Raw genomic sequence first — 18,539 nt, forward strand, 5'->3', positions numbered from 1 at the left:
TCTGGTTTATCGAAGTAAAACTCTTTCATGACCTGTCTTACTTTTTCAGCGGTTTTCCATTGCTGGCCGGAGAAAGCATACATATAGGTAACATGATGACTAGGCTCATTACCATGAGCATACATCCCAATGAGACCAGAAATATCGTTGGAAGCTTGTGCCCCCATATCGCCTTTAGCAGTAAAGAGGCTATCGAGTTTATGAGTAAACGCATCATCACCCCCCATCAGATTGATCAATCCTTCCACATCCTGTGGTACCAACCAGGTATATTGCCAGCCATTACCTTCGGTGAAATCACCTTTTTCATGAATAGAATTGAACGGATCATAAGGTGTTTTGAAGCTGCCATCGCTCATCCGCGGACGAACAAAGCGGATGTTTTTGTCGAAATAATTTTTATAGTAGCCCGCACGTTTTTTATAGTATTCGTAATCGGCAGTTTTGCCCATTTTTTTTGCCATAGCGGCGATACACCAGTCATCGATCGCATATTCCATAGCTTTTGAAACAGATTCATATTCCTTATCGGCAGGAATATACCCCAACTCCTTTACATATTTCAATCCCAGATCATCACGGTTGGACGTAGCTTTCATAGCCGCAAATGCTTCTTCTGCATCAAAACCAGTAAAGCCTTTCAGGTAAGCATCTACAATAGGTGGTACGGCATGATAACCAACCATACAATTGGTTTCATTGCCCATCAGGTGCCATACTGGCAACTTACCCTGTTGTTTGTAAATTGCGAGCATAGAGTTCACAAAGCTGTTTACCTTTTCGGGGTGCAGGATAGTACTCAATGGCGCGCACGAACGGTAGATATCCCATAAAGAGAAAACAGAATAGTTATCAAAACCTGGATTAGTATATACTTTTTTATCGGTGCCCCGATAGCTGCCATCGTGATCGTTGAATAATGCAGGATCAATCATGGTATGATACATTGCGGTGTAGAATACCCGGCGTGCCGCATTGTCTTTTGTCTCTATTTTTACTTTAGACAGTTCTTTTTCCCATTTCGCATCGGCAGTACTCACTGTTTTCGTGAAATCCCAGCCTGGAATTTCTGCCTTGATATTAGCGAGTGCATTTTCGCTGCTTACCGGAGAGATACCTATTTTCAGCATGACCTGTCCTGGAGATTTATCAAAGGAGATAACCCCCTTGGCTGCATTCGACTTTACGAAGTTTCCTGTTTGTTTGCTATCTCCGTCAAATACCAGGAATTGTTTTACCGGCACAGATAACTTAACTGCAAACCACACCCGCTGGTCTTCTGCCCAACCTTTGGAATAACGATAGCCTTCCAGGGTATATTCATCTACCTGACGGATAAAAGTTTCTACCGGAGCATCCCAACCGATGCCTTCTTTCAGATCGATGATGATGTTGGCAGGTTGATCTTTCGGGAAAGTATATCTGTGCAAAGCAACTCTTTCTGAAGCTGTTAATTCTGCTTTAATATTGTAATCATCCAGCTGAACGGAGTAGTATCCGGGACGGGCTGTTTCGCGGTCATGAGAGTAGTGAGAACCATATCCTGAAGTAGGATCTTCCTGAGTGCCCCTGTTGGTTCTTACTTTGCCGGTATAAGGCATAACGAGTACATCCCCAAGATCTCCAATACCAGTACCACTAAGATGCATCTGGGAGAAGCCGATTAATACATTGTCTGAGTAGTGATAACCTGAGCACCAGTCCCAACCCTTTACAATATTGGTAGGACCAGTTTGTACCGCGCCATAAGGAACACTTGCACCTAGGAATACGTGTCCATGCCCCCCAGTTCCAATATAGGGATCAACATATTCAGTTAAACGTTTTAGTTGTGTGTGTTTCGCATTTTGCGCAAAGATTTTGGTAGAATTAAAAGGCAATACAAGGCAGCAGCCAATAAAACCTTTAACCAAGTTCTTTGTAAAAGTGGAATGGTTATAAGACATTATGATTGTTTTTATTTGATCGTTTAAATTAAGCGTTTTTTTCCTAAAAACAGGATGTTTTTTTATTTTTAGTCTACGCTTACATATTACTTTCGATTGCTCCAACCTTCTCACGGTACCAGTCTGCCTGTCCGTCCAAAAGTACTGCAATTACCGTCATGGTCTTATCTAGTCTGGCTGCAGGCACATCAATATACACAATTCCCGGAATTTTACTCCAATACAGTTTATTGTAAATGCTGTAAGGAAGAATTGTTCCATCACCTACAATACGGATTCTGTTGATCTGGTTTTTAAGGCCCTTTATAGCAATCGGACCTGTCGGCTGACCTTCTACAAAAAGATACAATGTTTGTTGATCTGCTGAAAGCGCAGTCCTTCCCTGATAATGTCCTTCAGGAATTCCTGCCCCTGTTTTATACAATACTTCGGCATGTTTAACTACCCAGTCATTGACTTCAAGGTCCAAAGGCGTAACCGAAGGCTTAAAATTAAGCGCATCTGCCGCCAAATTGGTTGAAACGAACGGATTGATTCCTTTGCTGATCTGATCAGTAAGATCTTTGATTTTCCAGGCTGCCGAAAACTGCTTTTTATCTGCTGTCAGGAGCTCTTTGGCCGTTTGGGCAGGTACTGTAACCTCTGTCAATTTTAATGGCTCTTTAAATTGAATCCTAACTACAGTCACGTCTTTATCAAAAGCTTCTGGAGCAATCTGCAAAACATAAGCTCCGGTTGCGGGCTTACTGAAGTTCAATCCTTTACCTTGGTAACCAACTACATCTGCTCTTTCTATGTCCGACGAAACACCCTTGAGTGCAATTCCTGTTTGATCTTTATAATCTAAGTACAGAAATAACGTCTTTTTATCTTTAGACAAAGCCGTTTTAGCGTTTACATGTCCTGCAGGTATACCGGTCTGGGTGCCATAAATGGCTTCTGCATGTTTCTTTGTCCAGCGTCCAAGTCCTTTTAAAATAGCCACCTGTTCCGGAGCAATTGATCCGTCCGCTTCCGGACCAATGTCCAGCAATAAATTTCCTCCCATACTAATGCAATCGACCAAAGTGCGGATGATCATATTAGAAGATTTATATTTGGTATCAAAAGGTTGATAACCCCAGGAGTCATTCATCGTATAACACAGTTCCCAATATTTTGATTCAGGTTTCAGCACTGGAATTCCCTGCTCAGGCGTTTCATAATCTCCATGACCATCCAAACGGGAATTAATAATAATGTTCGGGTTGTATTTTTCAAGAGATTGCTTGATTACAGGTGCTTCCCATTCTGCATCATTATGCTCCCAGTTCCCATCAAACCACAATAAATCCGGGTTATATTTTACAGATAGTTCCTTAAGTTGTTGCTGCTGATAGCTTAAAAATGTTTTCCAGCGCTTAGGCTCTTCTTTCAAACTATAGCGTTTCCGGTCGCGGGTAAAGCCATCATAATCCGGATAACTCCAGTCAGGTAAAGAATAGTAAATACCAGTTCTCAATCCCGATTTCTTCAGTGCCGCAACAAAAGGAGACAATACATCACTCTTGGCCGCACTCTGATTTAGAGTACTGATGGCTTTAGGTGCCTTGGTATCCCAAAGAGAAACGCCATCATGATGTTTTGACGTTATAACCGCATATTTTGCACCACTTTCCTTGATCAGGTCCACCCACGCTACGGGGTTATATTTCGAAGCATTGAAACCTTGCAGTTGTTTCATGTACAGATCATGGTTCGTATAATTATTGAAAAATGACCAGGATTCTGAAATGCCATTTACAGAGTAAATTCCCCAGTGTATAAATATACCGAGCTTAGCATCTTCAAACCATTGCATTTTTTGATTTTGAATAGTTTGCGCCTGGCCTTTACCTGCCAGCAAGAGCAAAAGCATTACAGAGAATTTGTTCAATTTGGTTGTTTTCATTAGCATAATATTTAACGAGAAGATTTTACGTCCCGGCTTTATTGGTTTTTATAGTTATTTATCTAAAATTGTCAAAGTATCTTTTAATGATAACTCCCGGCTCGAAGATCCGATCATTATTCTAAAATCACCCGCTTCTATTGTCTTTTTCATATCCGCATTTAGCATTTCCAGCATATCTGGAGTGATATCAAAAGTTATTGTCTTCGATTCTCCAGCTTTCAGAGGCACCCTTTTGAAACCTTTTAATTCCAGGACAGGTCTGGCTACAGTAGAAAGCAAGTCTCTGATGTATAACTGTACCACCTCCTCTCCATCATATGCTCCTGTATTTTTTAAAGTAAAACTCGCAATACACTGTTCATTTTTGAGGATTTCCTTTTTACTCAGTTTCAAATCGCTATAATCAAACTGACTATAACTTAACCCAAAACCAAATGGAAAAAGAGGCTCACCGCTTAAATTATTGTAATCATCTCCGCGTCCGGTTGGCTTATGGTTATAAACTAAGGGCAGTTGTGCTTCATGAACAGGATAAGTAATTGGCAAACGTCCTGAAGGATTGTAATCTCCAAATAACATTTCTGCAACTGCATTTCCTCCTTCTTCACCTGGATACCATATGTTAACTACAGCACTCACATCATCCCGCCAATTGTTCATGGTAATGGCGCTCCCGCCAACCAGTAAAACAACAACTGGCTTTCCTGTCTTTTCCATCGCTTTAATCAGAGCCTCCTGATTACCAGGCAAACTCAACATAGCACGGTCCTGGAATTCACCTTCTTTAATCCCGGCAGCAATCACAATAACATCTGCCTGGGCGGCCAGTTTAACCGCTTCCTCCAACTCTTCTTTCTTTCGGTCTGGCACCCCATAATTCCAGATCAATTTGATATGGGCATTGCCTTTCGGTTCTTTAAATTCAATACGAATAGGGTAAGCTTTGTTTTGCTCAAATGCAAAGGATACCAATTGTGTATGATAGGACCTTTTCTCCCACTGATCAATCAGCAATTGATCACCAAGATATAAACGGTAACCATCATTTCCCTCCAAACCAATCTGATAAGTTCCCGTCGATGGTGCAGTAATATCTCCCTGCCACCTAACGGAATACTGGTCTTTGGCAAGACGCTCGTCTGGAGAAGAAAGTGTCCAGTTAAAATTAACACCCTGATCAAGCCTGCTAAAAACGGGGGCACCACTTAGTGTTAAATTTCCGAAATATTGGGCATTTAGCCCATTTGCTGTATCTGCTTTTAAAAACTTCTTGTCTATAGGTAAATAATTTATTGGATCCCGGCTGCTGCCTTTGCTATAAGTCACTTTTATCTGATCACCTGCACGTTTTTTTAACCCATCCAGGATACTTATTTTTCCATTCCCGGCACCGCTATATCCACCTAAACGAGATTCAACAGCATCTTCCCCAAGTAAAAGTATATTGCTGATATTTTTAAACGGTAATACAGATCTTTCATTTTTTAAGAGCACAAAGGATTCCAGAGCCGCCTGTCTGGCAATTGCTTTATGACTTTTATCGTCAATCGCCTTTTGAGCCTCCTTTTCAGAAACATAAGGATGTTCAAAAAGACCCAGTTCAAATTTTGCCCTAAGCACACGGGAAACGGCATCATCAATTCTGGCCTGTGGAATGGATCCATCCAGAAAAGGCGGAATAAACAGTTTATAATGATCATAGTCGGTTTGAAAAATGACGTCAAGGCCAGCAATAATGGCCTGTCTTGTTGCATCCGTATAACCAGAGGAAGTATAATGCAATACGTTTGATCCACCAACCGCTCCGGCATCCGAGATCACAAAGCCTTTAAATCCCCATTCTCTTTTCAGCTTCTGACTTAACAAGTAAGCATTGGATGTGGATGGAACCCCATCCACAGTATTATAAGCCGTCATTAAAGAGCGGCTTTTCCCTTGCTGTATAGCCGTTTTGAATGGAGGAAAATAGATCTCCTCCAGCAAGCGCTCATTATAATGAATGGGATAGCTGTCACGCCCTCCGTCGCCAACATTTGCTACAAAATGCTTGGGCGTAGTAATAATATTTTGTTTTTCAAAGGCACTTACAAAAGCCAGTCCCATCTGCGAAGAAAGGAAAGGATCTTCTCCATATGTCTCTTCAGTACGACCCCAGCGAACATCTGATGCAATGTTGACCACCGGGGTTAAAATGTCCCGGATTCCCCTCAGCCTTGCTTCTTGTGCAATCGCATTTGCAACCTGCCCCATCATCTTCGTATCAAAAGTAGCTGCAAGGCCAATCGCCTGCGGAAAGGCAGTAGCGCCTTGCCTAACCAGACCATGAAGCGCTTCATCAAAGGCTATAATAGGAATACCTAAACGTGTCTCGTTTATAAAGTATTTCTGTATCGAATTTACTTTTTTTGCCAGGGAATAAGCATTTTCCTGAGTATTATAGGTCAGCATTTGACCGGCACCACCACCACCTTGAGAAGCAGCACTTACCTGTAGCCCGAATATTCCATTTTTATAGCGGTTCTTGTCAACGCCGTCCAAATCACCCGGAATCATAAACATCTGCCAGAATTTCTCTTCTGGTGTCATCCTGGAAAGCAGATCTCTAATCCTCGAATCAATATCGGCCTTGGGATTTTTATACAAAGGTTGGTCAGGCTTAGATTGCCCCTTCGCATCTTTAGTCCATACAACCTGACTAAGCAGCAACAACAAACATGGAATAAATACGACCTTATTCATCCTGTAATTCGTAAATCTCATTTCAGATGTTTTAATTATAAAGTGGCAGGACTGAATTCGAAGGCCAGGGCAATGCCGGAGTCCTGTTTCGCAAGACTTTCTGGTAGCGACAGTTTTATTCCTCCATCAGATTCTTTCCATTTTAATTTCTTACCATTAGATATTAATGAGACTGAAGTTCCCTTTTTAGGTAAATTACCTGTCCAGCTAATTTCATTAGGTAGTTTCTCTCCTTCTTTGATGCAATAAATTGCATACAGGGTTTTACCATCTTTACTTTGCGTAAACCAGGTTTGTCCACTATGATAGTTTTTAGTAATCCTGGTATTATAAATAGCCTTACCATTTACAGATGTCCATTTACCAATGTCATTAAGTTTTGTTATAACGTCCTCAGGTAATGTACCGTCTGGCCTTGGTCCAATGCCCAACAACAAACTTCCTCCTTTGGCTACAATTTCCACCAACTTATGCACAACTTCACCTGCAGGTTTATACTGATCTTTAGGAACAAATCCCCAGGCACCACCTAAGGTCATGCAACTTTCCCATGGATGGTTCAATTGAGTGTCAGGTATCTTTTGTTCCGGGGTTTGATAGTTCTCATATGGACCATGTACAGTTCTGTCTACCATCAAAAGTCCTGGTTGGGCTTCTCTAGCCATTTGGGCAATTTTAGGCATATCAATATCCTGGCTCCAATTTGGAATTTTTGCTCCCCAGGATAATACTTCTTCGTTAACCGTTTCCAATGGTCTCACCCAACCACCATCCAGCCACAAAATATCGATACTTCCGTAGTTGTGCATCAGCTCACCAATCTGGTTATAAGCAAATTTTTTAAACTGGTTCCATCTCCATGGATTCTTTTTAATATCATAATTATTATTCCGATCGGGAGTAGCATATTTAGACCACCAGTAATATTGTGAGTGCCAGTCTGGTTTGGAATAATAGGCACCGATCATAAAGCCCTGTTTTCTAAAAGCATCAAAAACATATTTCGCTACATCTGCCTTTGGATTTCCTGCAAATGGACCTTTAGCTATACTGAAATTTGATTCCTTAGTATCAAACATAGCAAAACCATCATGATGTTTAGTCGTAAATACCAGGTATTTCATCCCAGCACTTTTCCCAGCTTTTGCCCACTGTTCAGGATTGAATTTCACAGGATTAAACTCTTTACTTAAACCCCAATACCATTTCTTATAGTCATCATAAGTAACCGTACTGTCCCTGTCTATCCAGTCTTCAGAGCAAATGGACCAGGATTCAATGATTCCAGGAACGGCATACAGGCCCCAGTGAACAATCATTCCGAATTTTTTATCCTGCCAGTTGTCCAGCTTTTGTTTAACCTGTGGGTCTGTTGGCCATTCATAAATAGTAGATTGGTGATGGACACCATTTTCCTGTGCCTTTAACTTGCCTAATCCAAAGACCAGCAAGGTGATCAGTATAATTTCTTTTTTCATCCTTTTTGTTTATAAAAATGTCCCGGCTACAAAGGTAACCGGGACAGTATATGAATTTATCTTTCCGTCATTAATTTACCCCATTAAGGCTGCCAGAATATTTTTGTTTTACGAGTATCTTTCGCTTGAACAGCTTGATAATTAGCTGCATTTAATGTTTTCTCCTTTGCAGGGTAAATTAATCTCGTTGGAGGAGTCTCATAGCCAGATAACTTACCGTTTGATGGAAAAGTTAGTGCAGGAATTCCTGTTCTTCTGTATTCAGACCAAGCTTCCATAGATTGAAGCACACCCAAATGCGCCCACTTCTGAGTATAAATTTTAGTTAATTTTTCCTGAGAAGAACCTGTATAAGTAGCTGTTGATGAATTTACCCAAGCATCTACCAGAGAAGTTTCCGGAGCAGGAAGATTTACATAACCACCACCCTGATTTAAATTGTTTAGATAATAATAAAATGCAACAGATTGTTTCAAAGCATTGTCGTAGGCTGTTTTCGCATCAGATGTACTTCCCCATCTTTCGTAGGCCTCAGCTTTCAGTAAATTTACTTCTGAAGCTGTTATTACAATACCCGGCAATTTTTGATTAAAAAGAAATGTTGCTGAATCAAGCACCGAATAGTCAGGATAATTTGTCTCTTGCTCAGAAGAAGTAAATGTAATCGGCATGGCTTTATAGTCCTTGTTAGGAACAAAAACATCTTTACCGCTGATTTTGACAGTCCTGCCATATTTATCATAAATAACAGGAATACGTGGATCATTGGCCTTAAGCATTACTGTATTCAACATATAATCTGTAGCATACCAGCTACCTTCGGTGAAGGCAGCGCTTAAATCACTAGTGCTATTGGTTAAGGGTTGAAGTAAGATATCAGAAGCGGCTGGACTATAAGATCCGGTATTTCCACCATCAGCCAAAGGATACGTTGCTGGATTATTTAGCATAGCCAATACAGCAGTTCTTGCATTAGTTTCATCCACTTTAGAAGTACGCATCAACAATCTTAATTTTAGTGAGTTTGCGTAACGAGCCCAAAGATCTACATTACCTTTTAAAAGAATATCGGCTTTTGAAAAATCCTTATTTGTAGGATTTGCTTTGAAAAAAGCTGCCGCTGTGGTCAAATCGTTGATAAAGCTCGCATACAGTGCCTTTTGATCATCAAACTTTGGATTTTTAATCATGCTTCCTGTTTCTAAAGATCCCGCTTCAGAATAAGGAATATCTCCCCAAAGATCCACCATTTTTGCAGCCTGTTCGATTAACACCACCTTAGCTGCCTGCATAATAATTTGCTGTGTATTTTTATCAGCAGTAGAAAGCTTATTATAGCTCACCTCCATTGCACGATATTGCGCCATACATGCACTTCCATTTCCTCCGGTTGAATAAAAATCGTCCCAGTAATTCTGTGAATAGCTATCGCTTTGTTGATAAGCAGTATTGCCATTGGAAAAATAAGAAGTTTGCGCATATACACCAGGCATCTGGCAAAGAAAAGTACGCACATTCCAATATTTGGATGCAATCCGATCATTATTTAACATCCCGGTAAAAAGACCGGCAGGACTAGCAGTTAGTGCCTTTTCGGGATCGTAATATTTATCTCCAACCTCCTTTTTGCAACTCACTAATGTGGTAGCTGCTACTAAAAAGATACCTATATTTATAATTAACTTTTTCATAATATGTCCTAATTAATGCGATTAAAAATTCGCGCTCAAAGAAAAACCAAAACTTCTTGATGCAGCAGTTGAGCCTACATCTACTCCCTGCGACCACCACATGTTACCTAATGGCGCTTCAGGATCTAAATCTTTCAGGTTGCGCCAGATGTAAAACAGGTTACGTCCAACAAGTGAAAATTTCAGATTGCTTATTTTTAATTTACTGGTGAAAGAAGCTGGGATTTTATAACTCAATACTGCTTCTCTCATTTTAATATAACTGTTGTCGAAAATTTCACCTTCAGTTAAAGATCCTTCACCCCAATTATATGTAGTCAAATAATAGTCGGCAGCTGAAATAATTTTAGCATTTGGCTGTCCTGTCGTCTGATTAACACCCGGAAGCAATACACCGTCATTATAGGTTTTTCCATTACTTGTATAAGTTATACCACCGCTAGCAGCATCCCTGTACTGCATAGAGTTTTGAAGCATACCAGCACCACGCATGAATTTAAGGTTAGGCGCTACCATTTTTCCTCCAAATCTACCATCAATTGTGAAATCCAAAGCGAAATTACCATAGCTTATGGTATTAGAGAAACCACCAACTGCTTTAGGCATAATATTTCCAGCCTTTACGTAAGTAGAATTGTCCATTACATAAAAACCATCATCATTGATCACATAATTACCTTTTGAATCGGTCAATCTTGGACGGATATAAATATTGCCTAGTTCTTCTCCTGCCTTGGCTACAATTTTAGCTGTTGCCTGGTCAGAACTATAGAAATTCAATTCCGACATTCCCTCCATTAAAGAGATTACGCGAGACCTATTCATAGAAAAATTCAGACGGGTATCCCAACGAAATTTACCCACTGTTACCGGTGTTGCATTTAAAGCCAGTTCAAATCCCTTGCTTCCAACTTCACCCACATTTACGATTTGGCTTAGTGCCCCAACCGCAGAACTTACTTGAAGCGGTACAATCTGGTTCTTTACCCGGTTATTGTAGTAACTCATATCCAAGCCAAGACGTCCACCTAAGAATCTCATTTCTAATCCAAATTCAGCTTCATGCTTCATCTCAGGCAATAAATTATCATTTCCATAGGCACTAGCCGTTGTCATAGAAGGGACAGATCCATTGATAGTTTGAAGGGAGTTTTGAGTGTATACGATATTCGCTCTATACATAGGTGCAGGATTTCCAACAACACCATAAGACGCTCTTAATTTACCATAATTCCAGAATTCAGGCAATTTCCAGAGGTCACTAAATACAAAACCTCCGTTTACAGAATAATAAGAATAACTATTATTTTTTGGAGGAAGAGTTGAAGCATATTCCTGACGCATCGTACCTTCTAAGAAGAGATAATCTTTATAAGATAAGTTTAACATACCCAAATAAGCGTACTTTAATTGCTCTTTTCTGGATTCATTTGTCTCCTGTATACCAAACGAATTCTTCAGAGAAAACCAGTTTTCCGATACCAATCCATCTTTGGTATTGGAACTAAGATCTTTATAAGTTTCTTTTCTACCTTGGTAACCTCCACTTACAGATACGTTTAAATCGTGACCAATTTTATTGGAGTATGTCAACAAAGCGTCTCCGTATAAAATCCCATATTGCCCTTGAGTCGTTGTGTAACCTCCGCTACTGGTATTACCGTTCAACGCTATAGGGTATTCATTATACTGACGATTTTCAGTTTTAGCAGCAGTATAATCATTACCAATACGTCCTCTGAACTTCAAATGATTAACAATATCATAATTTAAGGTAAAGCTCGAGATCAACCTATTTTCATTTTCATCATAAGTATTTTTTAGCTGTTGCCAGTAAAAATCCAATAAGTTCGTCGCTCTGATATTATAAATAAAAGGTTCTGGACGTGTGGTTTGATCAAAAGTTGCATATTTATAACCATTGCTAGTCTGGAATTTTTCTTTCATTAGGTTCATATCCTCTGCACGACTGAAGAAACCACCAAATGAGCCCAGTACCTGTCCTAATTGATAGGGTCTATTATGTGTAAGTGTGTTTACATAACTAACAACAAGATCTGTTGATACTTTTGGAGACAGTTTTACTGTAGAATTCAAATTAAAAGAATTTTTAGAACCTGTATTTCCTGGTTGGGTTCCTTTATAATCTAGACGAGAAGCTGAAAAACGGTAATTAACCGCATCCGTCTGATTGGAAATCGCAACATTGGCGTTGGAAGTATAGCCTGTTTGATATACATCTTTGTAATTATCTGGTTGAGGAGAATAAGAACGAATAGATCCATCCCACCATTTTACCTGCTGGCCTTCCATTTTCGGTCCAAAGTTCGCATAAGCTCTAAAATAAGGTCTCAAACCTGTCGGAGAACTTGCATCGGCAATCCAGCCATCTTCACGGCCTGTATTTGCTAAATTGGTTGCTCTATCATAACCAGGTCCGTATACGTTTTGAAAATTTGGAAGAAATGCAACCTTATCAACAGAGCCTTGATAGTTAAAATCTATACCTAAACCTCTGTTTTTTGATCCCTTCTTTGTCGTAATTACAACTACACCACTCCCTGCATCAGAACCATATAATGCCGAAGCACTCGCTCCTTTTAATATGGTCATACTTTCGATATCCGCTGGATTGATATCCAAAATACCATTTCCTCTAATACGCTGATCGCCCCAGTAATTATTATTGTTCGCACCATCCGCTCCATTCTGAGCATCATTCCGGATCATCACACCATCAACGACGTATAGGGGTTGTTGGTTACTACTAATAGAGTTAATACCCCTGATCTGTACGTTTACCGCACTACTTGCTCCACCTGGAGCAGTCGTTACTTTCACACCAGCTGCTTTACCATACAATGCGGATGCAAAGTTAGTATTACCAGCCTCTGTCAGCTGTTTAGCAGTTACAGTGCTCACGGCATAACCCAAGGACTTTTCCTGGCGTTTAATACCCATGGCTGTCACCACTACCTCATTTAAGTTGTTGTTGTCGTCCTGGAGAATAATATTAATAGAAGTTGAAGCCCCTATAACGGCTTCCTGTGCTTTATATCCTACATAACGGAATACCAAGACACTTCCTTCAGAAGCAGAAATGGTAAATTTACCATTCGCATCTGTGCTCACCCCAGTTTTTGTACCTTTTACCAGAATGCTTACAGCTGGAATTGGTGTTCCTGTAGCATCCTTAACGGTCCCCGATATCGTCTTTTGTGCATAAGCAGATATTGTTAATAAACTTAACAATAAAATACTTAAGCATCGGGAGTAAATCTGTTTCATGTTGATTAAGTTTTTGGTTAATAATTCGATTTAGTTATAATTTGTTGGTGGTATTTAAGCTAAAATTCAGTACTCATTAATTGTTAAAGTGACTGTGTTCAATCACTAAACTAGCTGAAGCCAATAACTCTGCGTCAGCCGCTAATTCTGAAAGCACTATAGAAGTTTGATCGGCTATTCTCGGAATACAGAACTCATTAATGGCCTGCTGAATAGGTGGTAAAAGAATTTTACCCGCTATAGCACCACGTCCACTTAATACAATGCATTCCGGATTCATAATATGTATTAGGGTAGCCAGTCCTTTTCCAATAAGAAAAGCGGCGTCTGAAAGAATAGAAACCGCCAATGGATCATATTGGCTGGCGGCTTCCAGAAAGAGTTCTCCGATATTCCTGCTCTGATCCTTAAAAAGTTCCCGCATACTTGTTGCTGCACCTGCTTCGATCTCAGCCTTGGCACGCTGCGTCATGACAAGCAAAGAAGTCTCCACCTGTAAACATCCCCTTTTACCGCAAGAACATAGATTATTGGTATTGGATAATGGAATATGGCTAAACTCTCCGGCATAACCGCTACTTCCCCTGTAGAGCTGACCATTAACAATCATCCCCAAGCCTGTACCCCAACCTATGTTGGCCACCATTACATCTCTTTTACCAACGGCTGCACCAAAATTAAGTTCAGCCATGGCAATCAAACTGGAATCGTTATCCATAAATACAGGAAGACCAAGTTTAGCTGTCAGGTATTTCCCCAGGTGTGAACCATCTTTGGTTTTCAAATGAGAATGATTTACTCCATCCTCTACACTGATAAAACCTGGCATACCAATGCCAATACCCAGAAGCTTTTCTTTATCAATACCTGAAGCCTCTATGTTTTCATAAATAAACGAAACCAGTTTATCCACTGCATCCGGGTCATCAGTAATAGAAAGCTCAAGTGTTTTAATGGGAAGAACAATAGTATTAGAAAGATCATAGATCACCATTCTGGCGGTCAACTGATCCATGGCAACAGAAACGATATAACGTTGCATCTCCGGATTGAGGAGAAATAAAGAGGCTCTTCTACCTCCGGTAGAAGGCGCAAGCCCCTGCTCGCATACATAACCATCCTGAACCAATCCATTCACCACCTTAGTCACCAGTGGCAAACTCTTCTTTGTCAGTTTACTGAGTTCAGTTAGAGAAAGCGGACTTCTATAATAAAGTTTCTTTATTATATCAGCCCTCAGAAGATGTCCTTTTTCAATGGTTGCAGTCATTTGGTTTGGTTAGCAAGACCAAACTTAATAAATAACAATCGAAAAACAAGAATACTTTTTAATTTATTTTTTAAGTACCTGCATGTTTTTTAAAAACTACAAGAACTTTTCTACAAAGAAATCCCAAGCTAAGCCCAAAAACCTTGAGCTTTAATTGTTCCGCTAAAATCTTCTCTTTTTCTTATATACCTCCTTAACTCTGTAACAGTAGGGATATGTCCTGTAATATAAATACAATGATCTTCAAGAGGCTGTTCATCAATCCAGGATAGCAATGAAATATCCCAGCTTTTTTCCAGAATCGGCTGCAGGCCCGTTATAAAGTATTCTTTAAAAGCCTCCATATGTTTAGTTTCATTAAAACTTACCGCACCATAGACTTCCGTCTTACCTTTAGCCAGTTGCTGTAAGGCGAGAAAGTGTCCTATACTACTGCTATCTCCCAGACAAAGCAAAGGTTTATCTTTAAGAGGTTTATGCAAGGTTGATCCTACGCCAAGGTATAAAATAGTGTCTCCCTTTTTCAAAGATGAAGCCCATTTACTCCCAGGGCCGTCATGTGACGAATTAACCAGTAAGGTGCAAGTGTGTGTCTCGGCATCCCACATAGCTGGGGTATAATCCCGGTATATAAAATCGTCCACTTTAACCTTCATATGCTGAACGCTCTGCCATTTTTCCATATTCAAGCCAGGCAGATGTAAATCGATTTCAAAAAACGTTGCCGGATCCCATGCTCTGACTTCCAGTACATGACCCGTTCTGGAAAGCTTTCTTTCCATCATATCCATTGCTTTCTTTTTTATAATATTCATTACCGTAAATTATACCACAAAAAAACGCCAAAAATAGCTACAAACAATAGAATATCCCGGGTTAAGATTGGACTATTCGCGGTAAAGCTTTCTGAACTGCAATGGAGACATGCCAGACAATCTGGTAAAAAGACGTGAGAAGTAAGTATGATCGTCATATCCCAGTGAAAAAGCAATTTGTTTCACATTGGCACTGCTATAACAAAGCAGACGCTTCGCTTCCAGGACAATTTCCTGATGCACCCAGTGGCTTACCGGGCTTCCTGTTTCTTCTTTCACACACTCATTGAGATAAGAAAGAGACAAACATAGTTCTGATGCATAGTCAGATGGCTTTTTCAACGATTTAAAATTGGTCCGGAGTATTTTCCTGAATTGGCGGGTAATCACCTGAGGACGAAGATTACGAATACCTTTTTGAGGTTCGTCCAGAAGATAAATCTCAGCAATCATACCCACATAGGAGGAAACTAAAGCCCGGAGGGTGGTATCAGTTACAAAAGATTGTTCTTTCCGCATAAAAAAAAGATAAAGAAGTTCCGCACATTGTTTGATTTGCCCCAGATCCGAAATTCCCGGCTTAACTGGCCTTTGCTGAGCAATAAACTCTTCAAAGACGGTCCTGTATCTGACTTCAACCATAGATGTATCTACCGCCAGGAACCAACCCGAAGTCTGATTAAACTCAAGAATCTGATGTGCCTGAGCAGGCAAAATATAGAAAACACCTGCCCCATTCAATTCAATCTCCTGAAAATCGAGTATCATTTTACTCTTTCCCGACTCCTGGAAAAGAAAGATATAGTGATCGTCCCGGTGCATTGTGGTAGGTATTTTTCCGCGTTCCGCTGCCGCAGAAACATAACTCATCATAATGCCTTTATCTGTTCTTTCCTGAAGTTTATGAACAGGTATACCGGTATTTTTTGAGGTCATATTGCATTTGAATTGGACAAGTAAAGAAACAAAAAAACATATATATATCCTGCTATATTATGCGTTATATACTTAATCTCTGAAGTATATATCCATTGAAAGTAAACATCAACAATGACGGCATTAATGTCCGCCTTTCCATTGAAAATCAAGCTTCCATACTTGGAAAAACGGGTATGGTTTCTTTTACACTCATTGGCTTGATCATTATGGGGATCGCAATAGCGGAATGGCTTCTTGGCCTGCTCATCATGGGTACATTGTGGTGCATGTTTTTTGGATGGCTTACCCTGTGGAATTTTTACGGAAAAGAACTACTGGTGATCAACACAAAATCTCTTAGCTATCAACATATCTATGGCTTTTATAAAACCGCACAGATCACAAAAAAGATCAATAAAGCATTAAACATTTCTTTAGTTCAGGCTGGCATACATCACGAGACCGAACATTTCAACCTTATTTTTGAATCTTATAATACCTGTGACCTTCCTGAAGAAATCTACCGTACCGCCTTGCCCATCACAAAAAAAGATCTCGACATTCTAAAGATCAATATACGGCAATTGTATTTTGAAAAAGTAGACCCCGACTTGTTCAACCAACCCTATATGCTGAATTAAACGACTTTAAGAATCAAAGAATTAATCTCTACCTTTATCCATGCATATGAACAGAAGTCCCCTGCTTTTATTCTGGCCAGTCCTCACAGCCCTTACCTTACTGGCATTATCATCTCCTGCACAGAAAAATTATAAAGTTATACCCTTACCACAGGCGATCAACAGCATCAATGAAGAATTTTCCGGAATGTCATTGTACGAGAACCGACTGTACTTATTACCCCAATACGGAAGCCATAAAGAAAGCAAACTGGACAGCGCATTTAACATTTACAGCCTCAATATAGACAGTGTAAGCCGCGTAATAGATGGAAAAGACACCGCATTAAGTGCATTTAAAATCATAAGAGTCAGAAATCTGGATCAGTTACCTGATTCCGTAAAAGCATATTATGAAGGATTTGAGGCCATTGTTGTTTTAAAGGACCAGGTCTTTCTATCCATAGAGACCAACGATAAGTATGATTACTGTTTCATATTAAAAGGTAAACTCGATAAAAAAACAGGGCAAATTTTTATAGACCCATCACACTTCACTTCATTAAAAAGATACCCTTATATAAAAAACGCTGGTTTTGAAAGCCTAACTTACCTGCCCGCCCAAAACAAGCTTCTCACTATATATGAATTTAATGGGATGGAAAATGGCGGCCAGGCTTACCTGATCGATACTACATTAAAAAAAGTACCAGAGCGCATTAGCGTTCCTTTTCTTCCCTTCCGCATCACAGATATTCAGGCCACAGATAAAGGCAAGATTTATGGCATCAATTATTACTATAACGGAGATTATGAAGCCTACCTGGACAATGATATTTTAAGGCATCAGGAAGAGCATTTGAAACGACTAGTTCCTGATTTAAGGGATAGCCTAAACCAAAATCCAGACTATTTGAGAGAGAAAACCACCTATTATGCGCGAATTGTAACCCTAGAAAATTACAAAGAAACCAATTGGAAGGCAGTAACCTCTTTTGACCCAAAAAAGAACAATTGGGAAGGCATTAGCCTCTTCAGAAAAGGGGCATTAACTATTACAGATGCCAATAGGAGCAAAAAACAATTCACAACCCTGGCCTATTTTGATTTCCCATAAAAAAAGCCCCCTCTTAGGAGGAAGCCTTTAAAAAGAAAATGATGTTTAGAAAGAATAGCCTAAACCAACAGAAATCACCCTGTTCTTCGCTTTCCCGTCGCCGTCAGCATTAAGAACGTTACTTAATCCGAGTCCATATCCCGCATGAATATTGAACCCATTACTTAACTGGTAGCCCGTTAAAAGATTAACACCAAAATCGCCACGTTTAAATGCTTCCCCATCACCATATTTAATATCTTCTTTAATTTCCGCAGACGAAGATCCCACAGATCCTTTAACTTTAACTTTTCCGCCTAAACCAATAGCATAATAAGGCCCGGCACCAATAAAAAATTTGCCACTTCCAGCCTGAAAATTGGCCACAAGGTTTACAGGAACCTCCAAATAGAACGGATTTATTTTAACTTCTCCTTTACCTGAAAAGCCATCACCAAGATCGCCCAGATCGCCGCTTTGTTTGGTACCTTTTCCAATATACAATAGACCAGGCTGTACAGAGAACATTTCGCTTACCGGTATATCAACAGTACCGCCAATATAAAATGAAGTACTAATGTCGCCTGTTTCACTAAAGCCAGAACTGGAAAAAGAAAGATTTGAAAATGCCGCACCAGCTTTAATGCCAAATTTAACTGGACTGGTTTGTGCCGAAGCCGTTAGGCCTAAGCCCGCCAAAATTGTTAATGAGAGTAATAATTTCTTCACCTTTTTTTAAAATTTA

Annotated in this window: 12 protein-coding genes; 2 read left to right on the forward strand and 10 right to left on the reverse strand. The window is 39.9% G+C overall.

From position 1 onward, the window contains the following. The 9 genes from VNZ46_RS06590 to VNZ46_RS06630 form a co-directional block, all read right to left on the reverse strand. The coding region (locus tag VNZ46_RS06590) for a GH92 family glycosyl hydrolase (protein WP_325559300.1) at positions 1-1,946 on the reverse strand (1,946 nt) is incomplete at its 3' end. Between the two features lie 79 nt (positions 1,947-2,025). Continuing rightward, the gene (locus tag VNZ46_RS06595) at positions 2,026-3,876 is read right to left on the reverse strand and encodes an alpha-L-fucosidase (RefSeq protein WP_325559301.1); all 1,851 of its coding nucleotides are present in this window, start codon (positions 3,874-3,876) and stop codon (positions 2,026-2,028) included. A gap of 54 nt (positions 3,877-3,930) precedes the next feature. Further along, positions 3,931-6,639 carry a glycoside hydrolase family 3 N-terminal domain-containing protein gene (locus VNZ46_RS06600; RefSeq protein WP_325559302.1) on the reverse strand — a complete coding sequence of 903 codons (2,709 nt, stop codon included), beginning with the start codon at positions 6,637-6,639 and terminating at the stop codon, positions 3,931-3,933. Between the two features lie 14 nt (positions 6,640-6,653). Further along, on the reverse strand, positions 6,654-8,096 hold the full coding sequence (locus VNZ46_RS06605) for an alpha-L-fucosidase (protein ID WP_325559303.1): 1,443 nt from the start codon (positions 8,094-8,096) through the stop codon (positions 6,654-6,656). A gap of 83 nt (positions 8,097-8,179) precedes the next feature. Beyond that, positions 8,180-9,787 (reverse strand): SusD/RagB family nutrient-binding outer membrane lipoprotein, encoded by a 1,608-nt coding sequence (locus VNZ46_RS06610; protein WP_325559304.1) that lies wholly within the window; start codon positions 9,785-9,787, stop codon positions 8,180-8,182. 21 nt (positions 9,788-9,808) lie between these two features. Next, positions 9,809-13,075 carry a SusC/RagA family TonB-linked outer membrane protein gene (locus VNZ46_RS06615; RefSeq protein WP_325559305.1) on the reverse strand — a complete coding sequence of 1,089 codons (3,267 nt, stop codon included), beginning with the start codon at positions 13,073-13,075 and terminating at the stop codon, positions 9,809-9,811. A gap of 76 nt (positions 13,076-13,151) precedes the next feature. Then, on the reverse strand, positions 13,152-14,345 hold the full coding sequence (locus VNZ46_RS06620; protein ID WP_325559306.1) for an ROK family protein: 1,194 nt from the start codon (positions 14,343-14,345) through the stop codon (positions 13,152-13,154). Positions 14,346-14,473: 128 nt separating this feature from the next. Further along, positions 14,474-15,160 (reverse strand): siderophore-interacting protein, encoded by a 687-nt coding sequence (locus tag VNZ46_RS06625; RefSeq protein WP_325559307.1) that lies wholly within the window; start codon positions 15,158-15,160, stop codon positions 14,474-14,476. A gap of 72 nt (positions 15,161-15,232) precedes the next feature. Then, complete coding sequence (locus VNZ46_RS06630) at positions 15,233-16,096, reverse strand: AraC family transcriptional regulator (RefSeq protein WP_325559308.1); 864 nt, start codon at positions 16,094-16,096, stop codon at positions 15,233-15,235. Between the two features lie 95 nt (positions 16,097-16,191). Here VNZ46_RS06630 and VNZ46_RS06635 point away from each other — a divergent pair, with 95 nt between their 5' ends. Together VNZ46_RS06635 and VNZ46_RS06640 are read left to right on the forward strand one after the other, a co-directional pair. Beyond that, on the forward strand, positions 16,192-16,719 hold the full coding sequence (locus tag VNZ46_RS06635; protein WP_325559309.1) for a hypothetical protein: 528 nt from the start codon (positions 16,192-16,194) through the stop codon (positions 16,717-16,719). Between the two features lie 46 nt (positions 16,720-16,765). Beyond that, positions 16,766-17,815: a hypothetical protein gene (locus tag VNZ46_RS06640; protein ID WP_325559310.1), complete on the forward strand. Its 1,050-nt coding sequence runs from the start codon at positions 16,766-16,768 to the stop codon at positions 17,813-17,815. 45 nt (positions 17,816-17,860) lie between these two features. On the opposite strand, the gene VNZ46_RS06645 is transcribed toward VNZ46_RS06640, so the two are convergent. Beyond that, on the reverse strand, positions 17,861-18,523 hold the full coding sequence (locus tag VNZ46_RS06645; RefSeq protein WP_325559311.1) for a porin family protein: 663 nt from the start codon (positions 18,521-18,523) through the stop codon (positions 17,861-17,863). Positions 18,524-18,539 lie beyond the last annotated feature (16 nt).

The organism is Pedobacter sp. (genome assembly GCF_035566355.1).
In the GTDB taxonomy this organism is placed as follows: Bacteria; Bacteroidota; Bacteroidia; order Sphingobacteriales; family Sphingobacteriaceae; genus Pedobacter.

Coding starts and splice junctions, on each gene's coding strand:
- VNZ46_RS06640 (WP_325559310.1), top strand. CDS start 16,766: ATGAACAGAAGTCCCCTGCTTTTATTCTGGCCAGTCCTCACAGCCCTT.
- VNZ46_RS06630 (WP_325559308.1), bottom strand. CDS start 16,096: ATGACCTCAAAAAATACCGGTATACCTGTTCATAAACTTCAGGAAAGA.
- VNZ46_RS06615 (WP_325559305.1), bottom strand. CDS start 13,075: ATGAAACAGATTTACTCCCGATGCTTAAGTATTTTATTGTTAAGTTTA.
- VNZ46_RS06595 (WP_325559301.1), bottom strand. CDS start 3,876: ATGAAAACAACCAAATTGAACAAATTCTCTGTAATGCTTTTGCTCTTG.
- VNZ46_RS06605 (WP_325559303.1), bottom strand. CDS start 8,096: ATGAAAAAAGAAATTATACTGATCACCTTGCTGGTCTTTGGATTAGGC.
- VNZ46_RS06625 (WP_325559307.1), bottom strand. CDS start 15,160: ATGAATATTATAAAAAAGAAAGCAATGGATATGATGGAAAGAAAGCTT.
- VNZ46_RS06610 (WP_325559304.1), bottom strand. CDS start 9,787: ATGAAAAAGTTAATTATAAATATAGGTATCTTTTTAGTAGCAGCTACC.
- VNZ46_RS06620 (WP_325559306.1), bottom strand. CDS start 14,345: ATGACTGCAACCATTGAAAAAGGACATCTTCTGAGGGCTGATATAATA.
- VNZ46_RS06600 (WP_325559302.1), bottom strand. CDS start 6,639: ATGAGATTTACGAATTACAGGATGAATAAGGTCGTATTTATTCCATGT.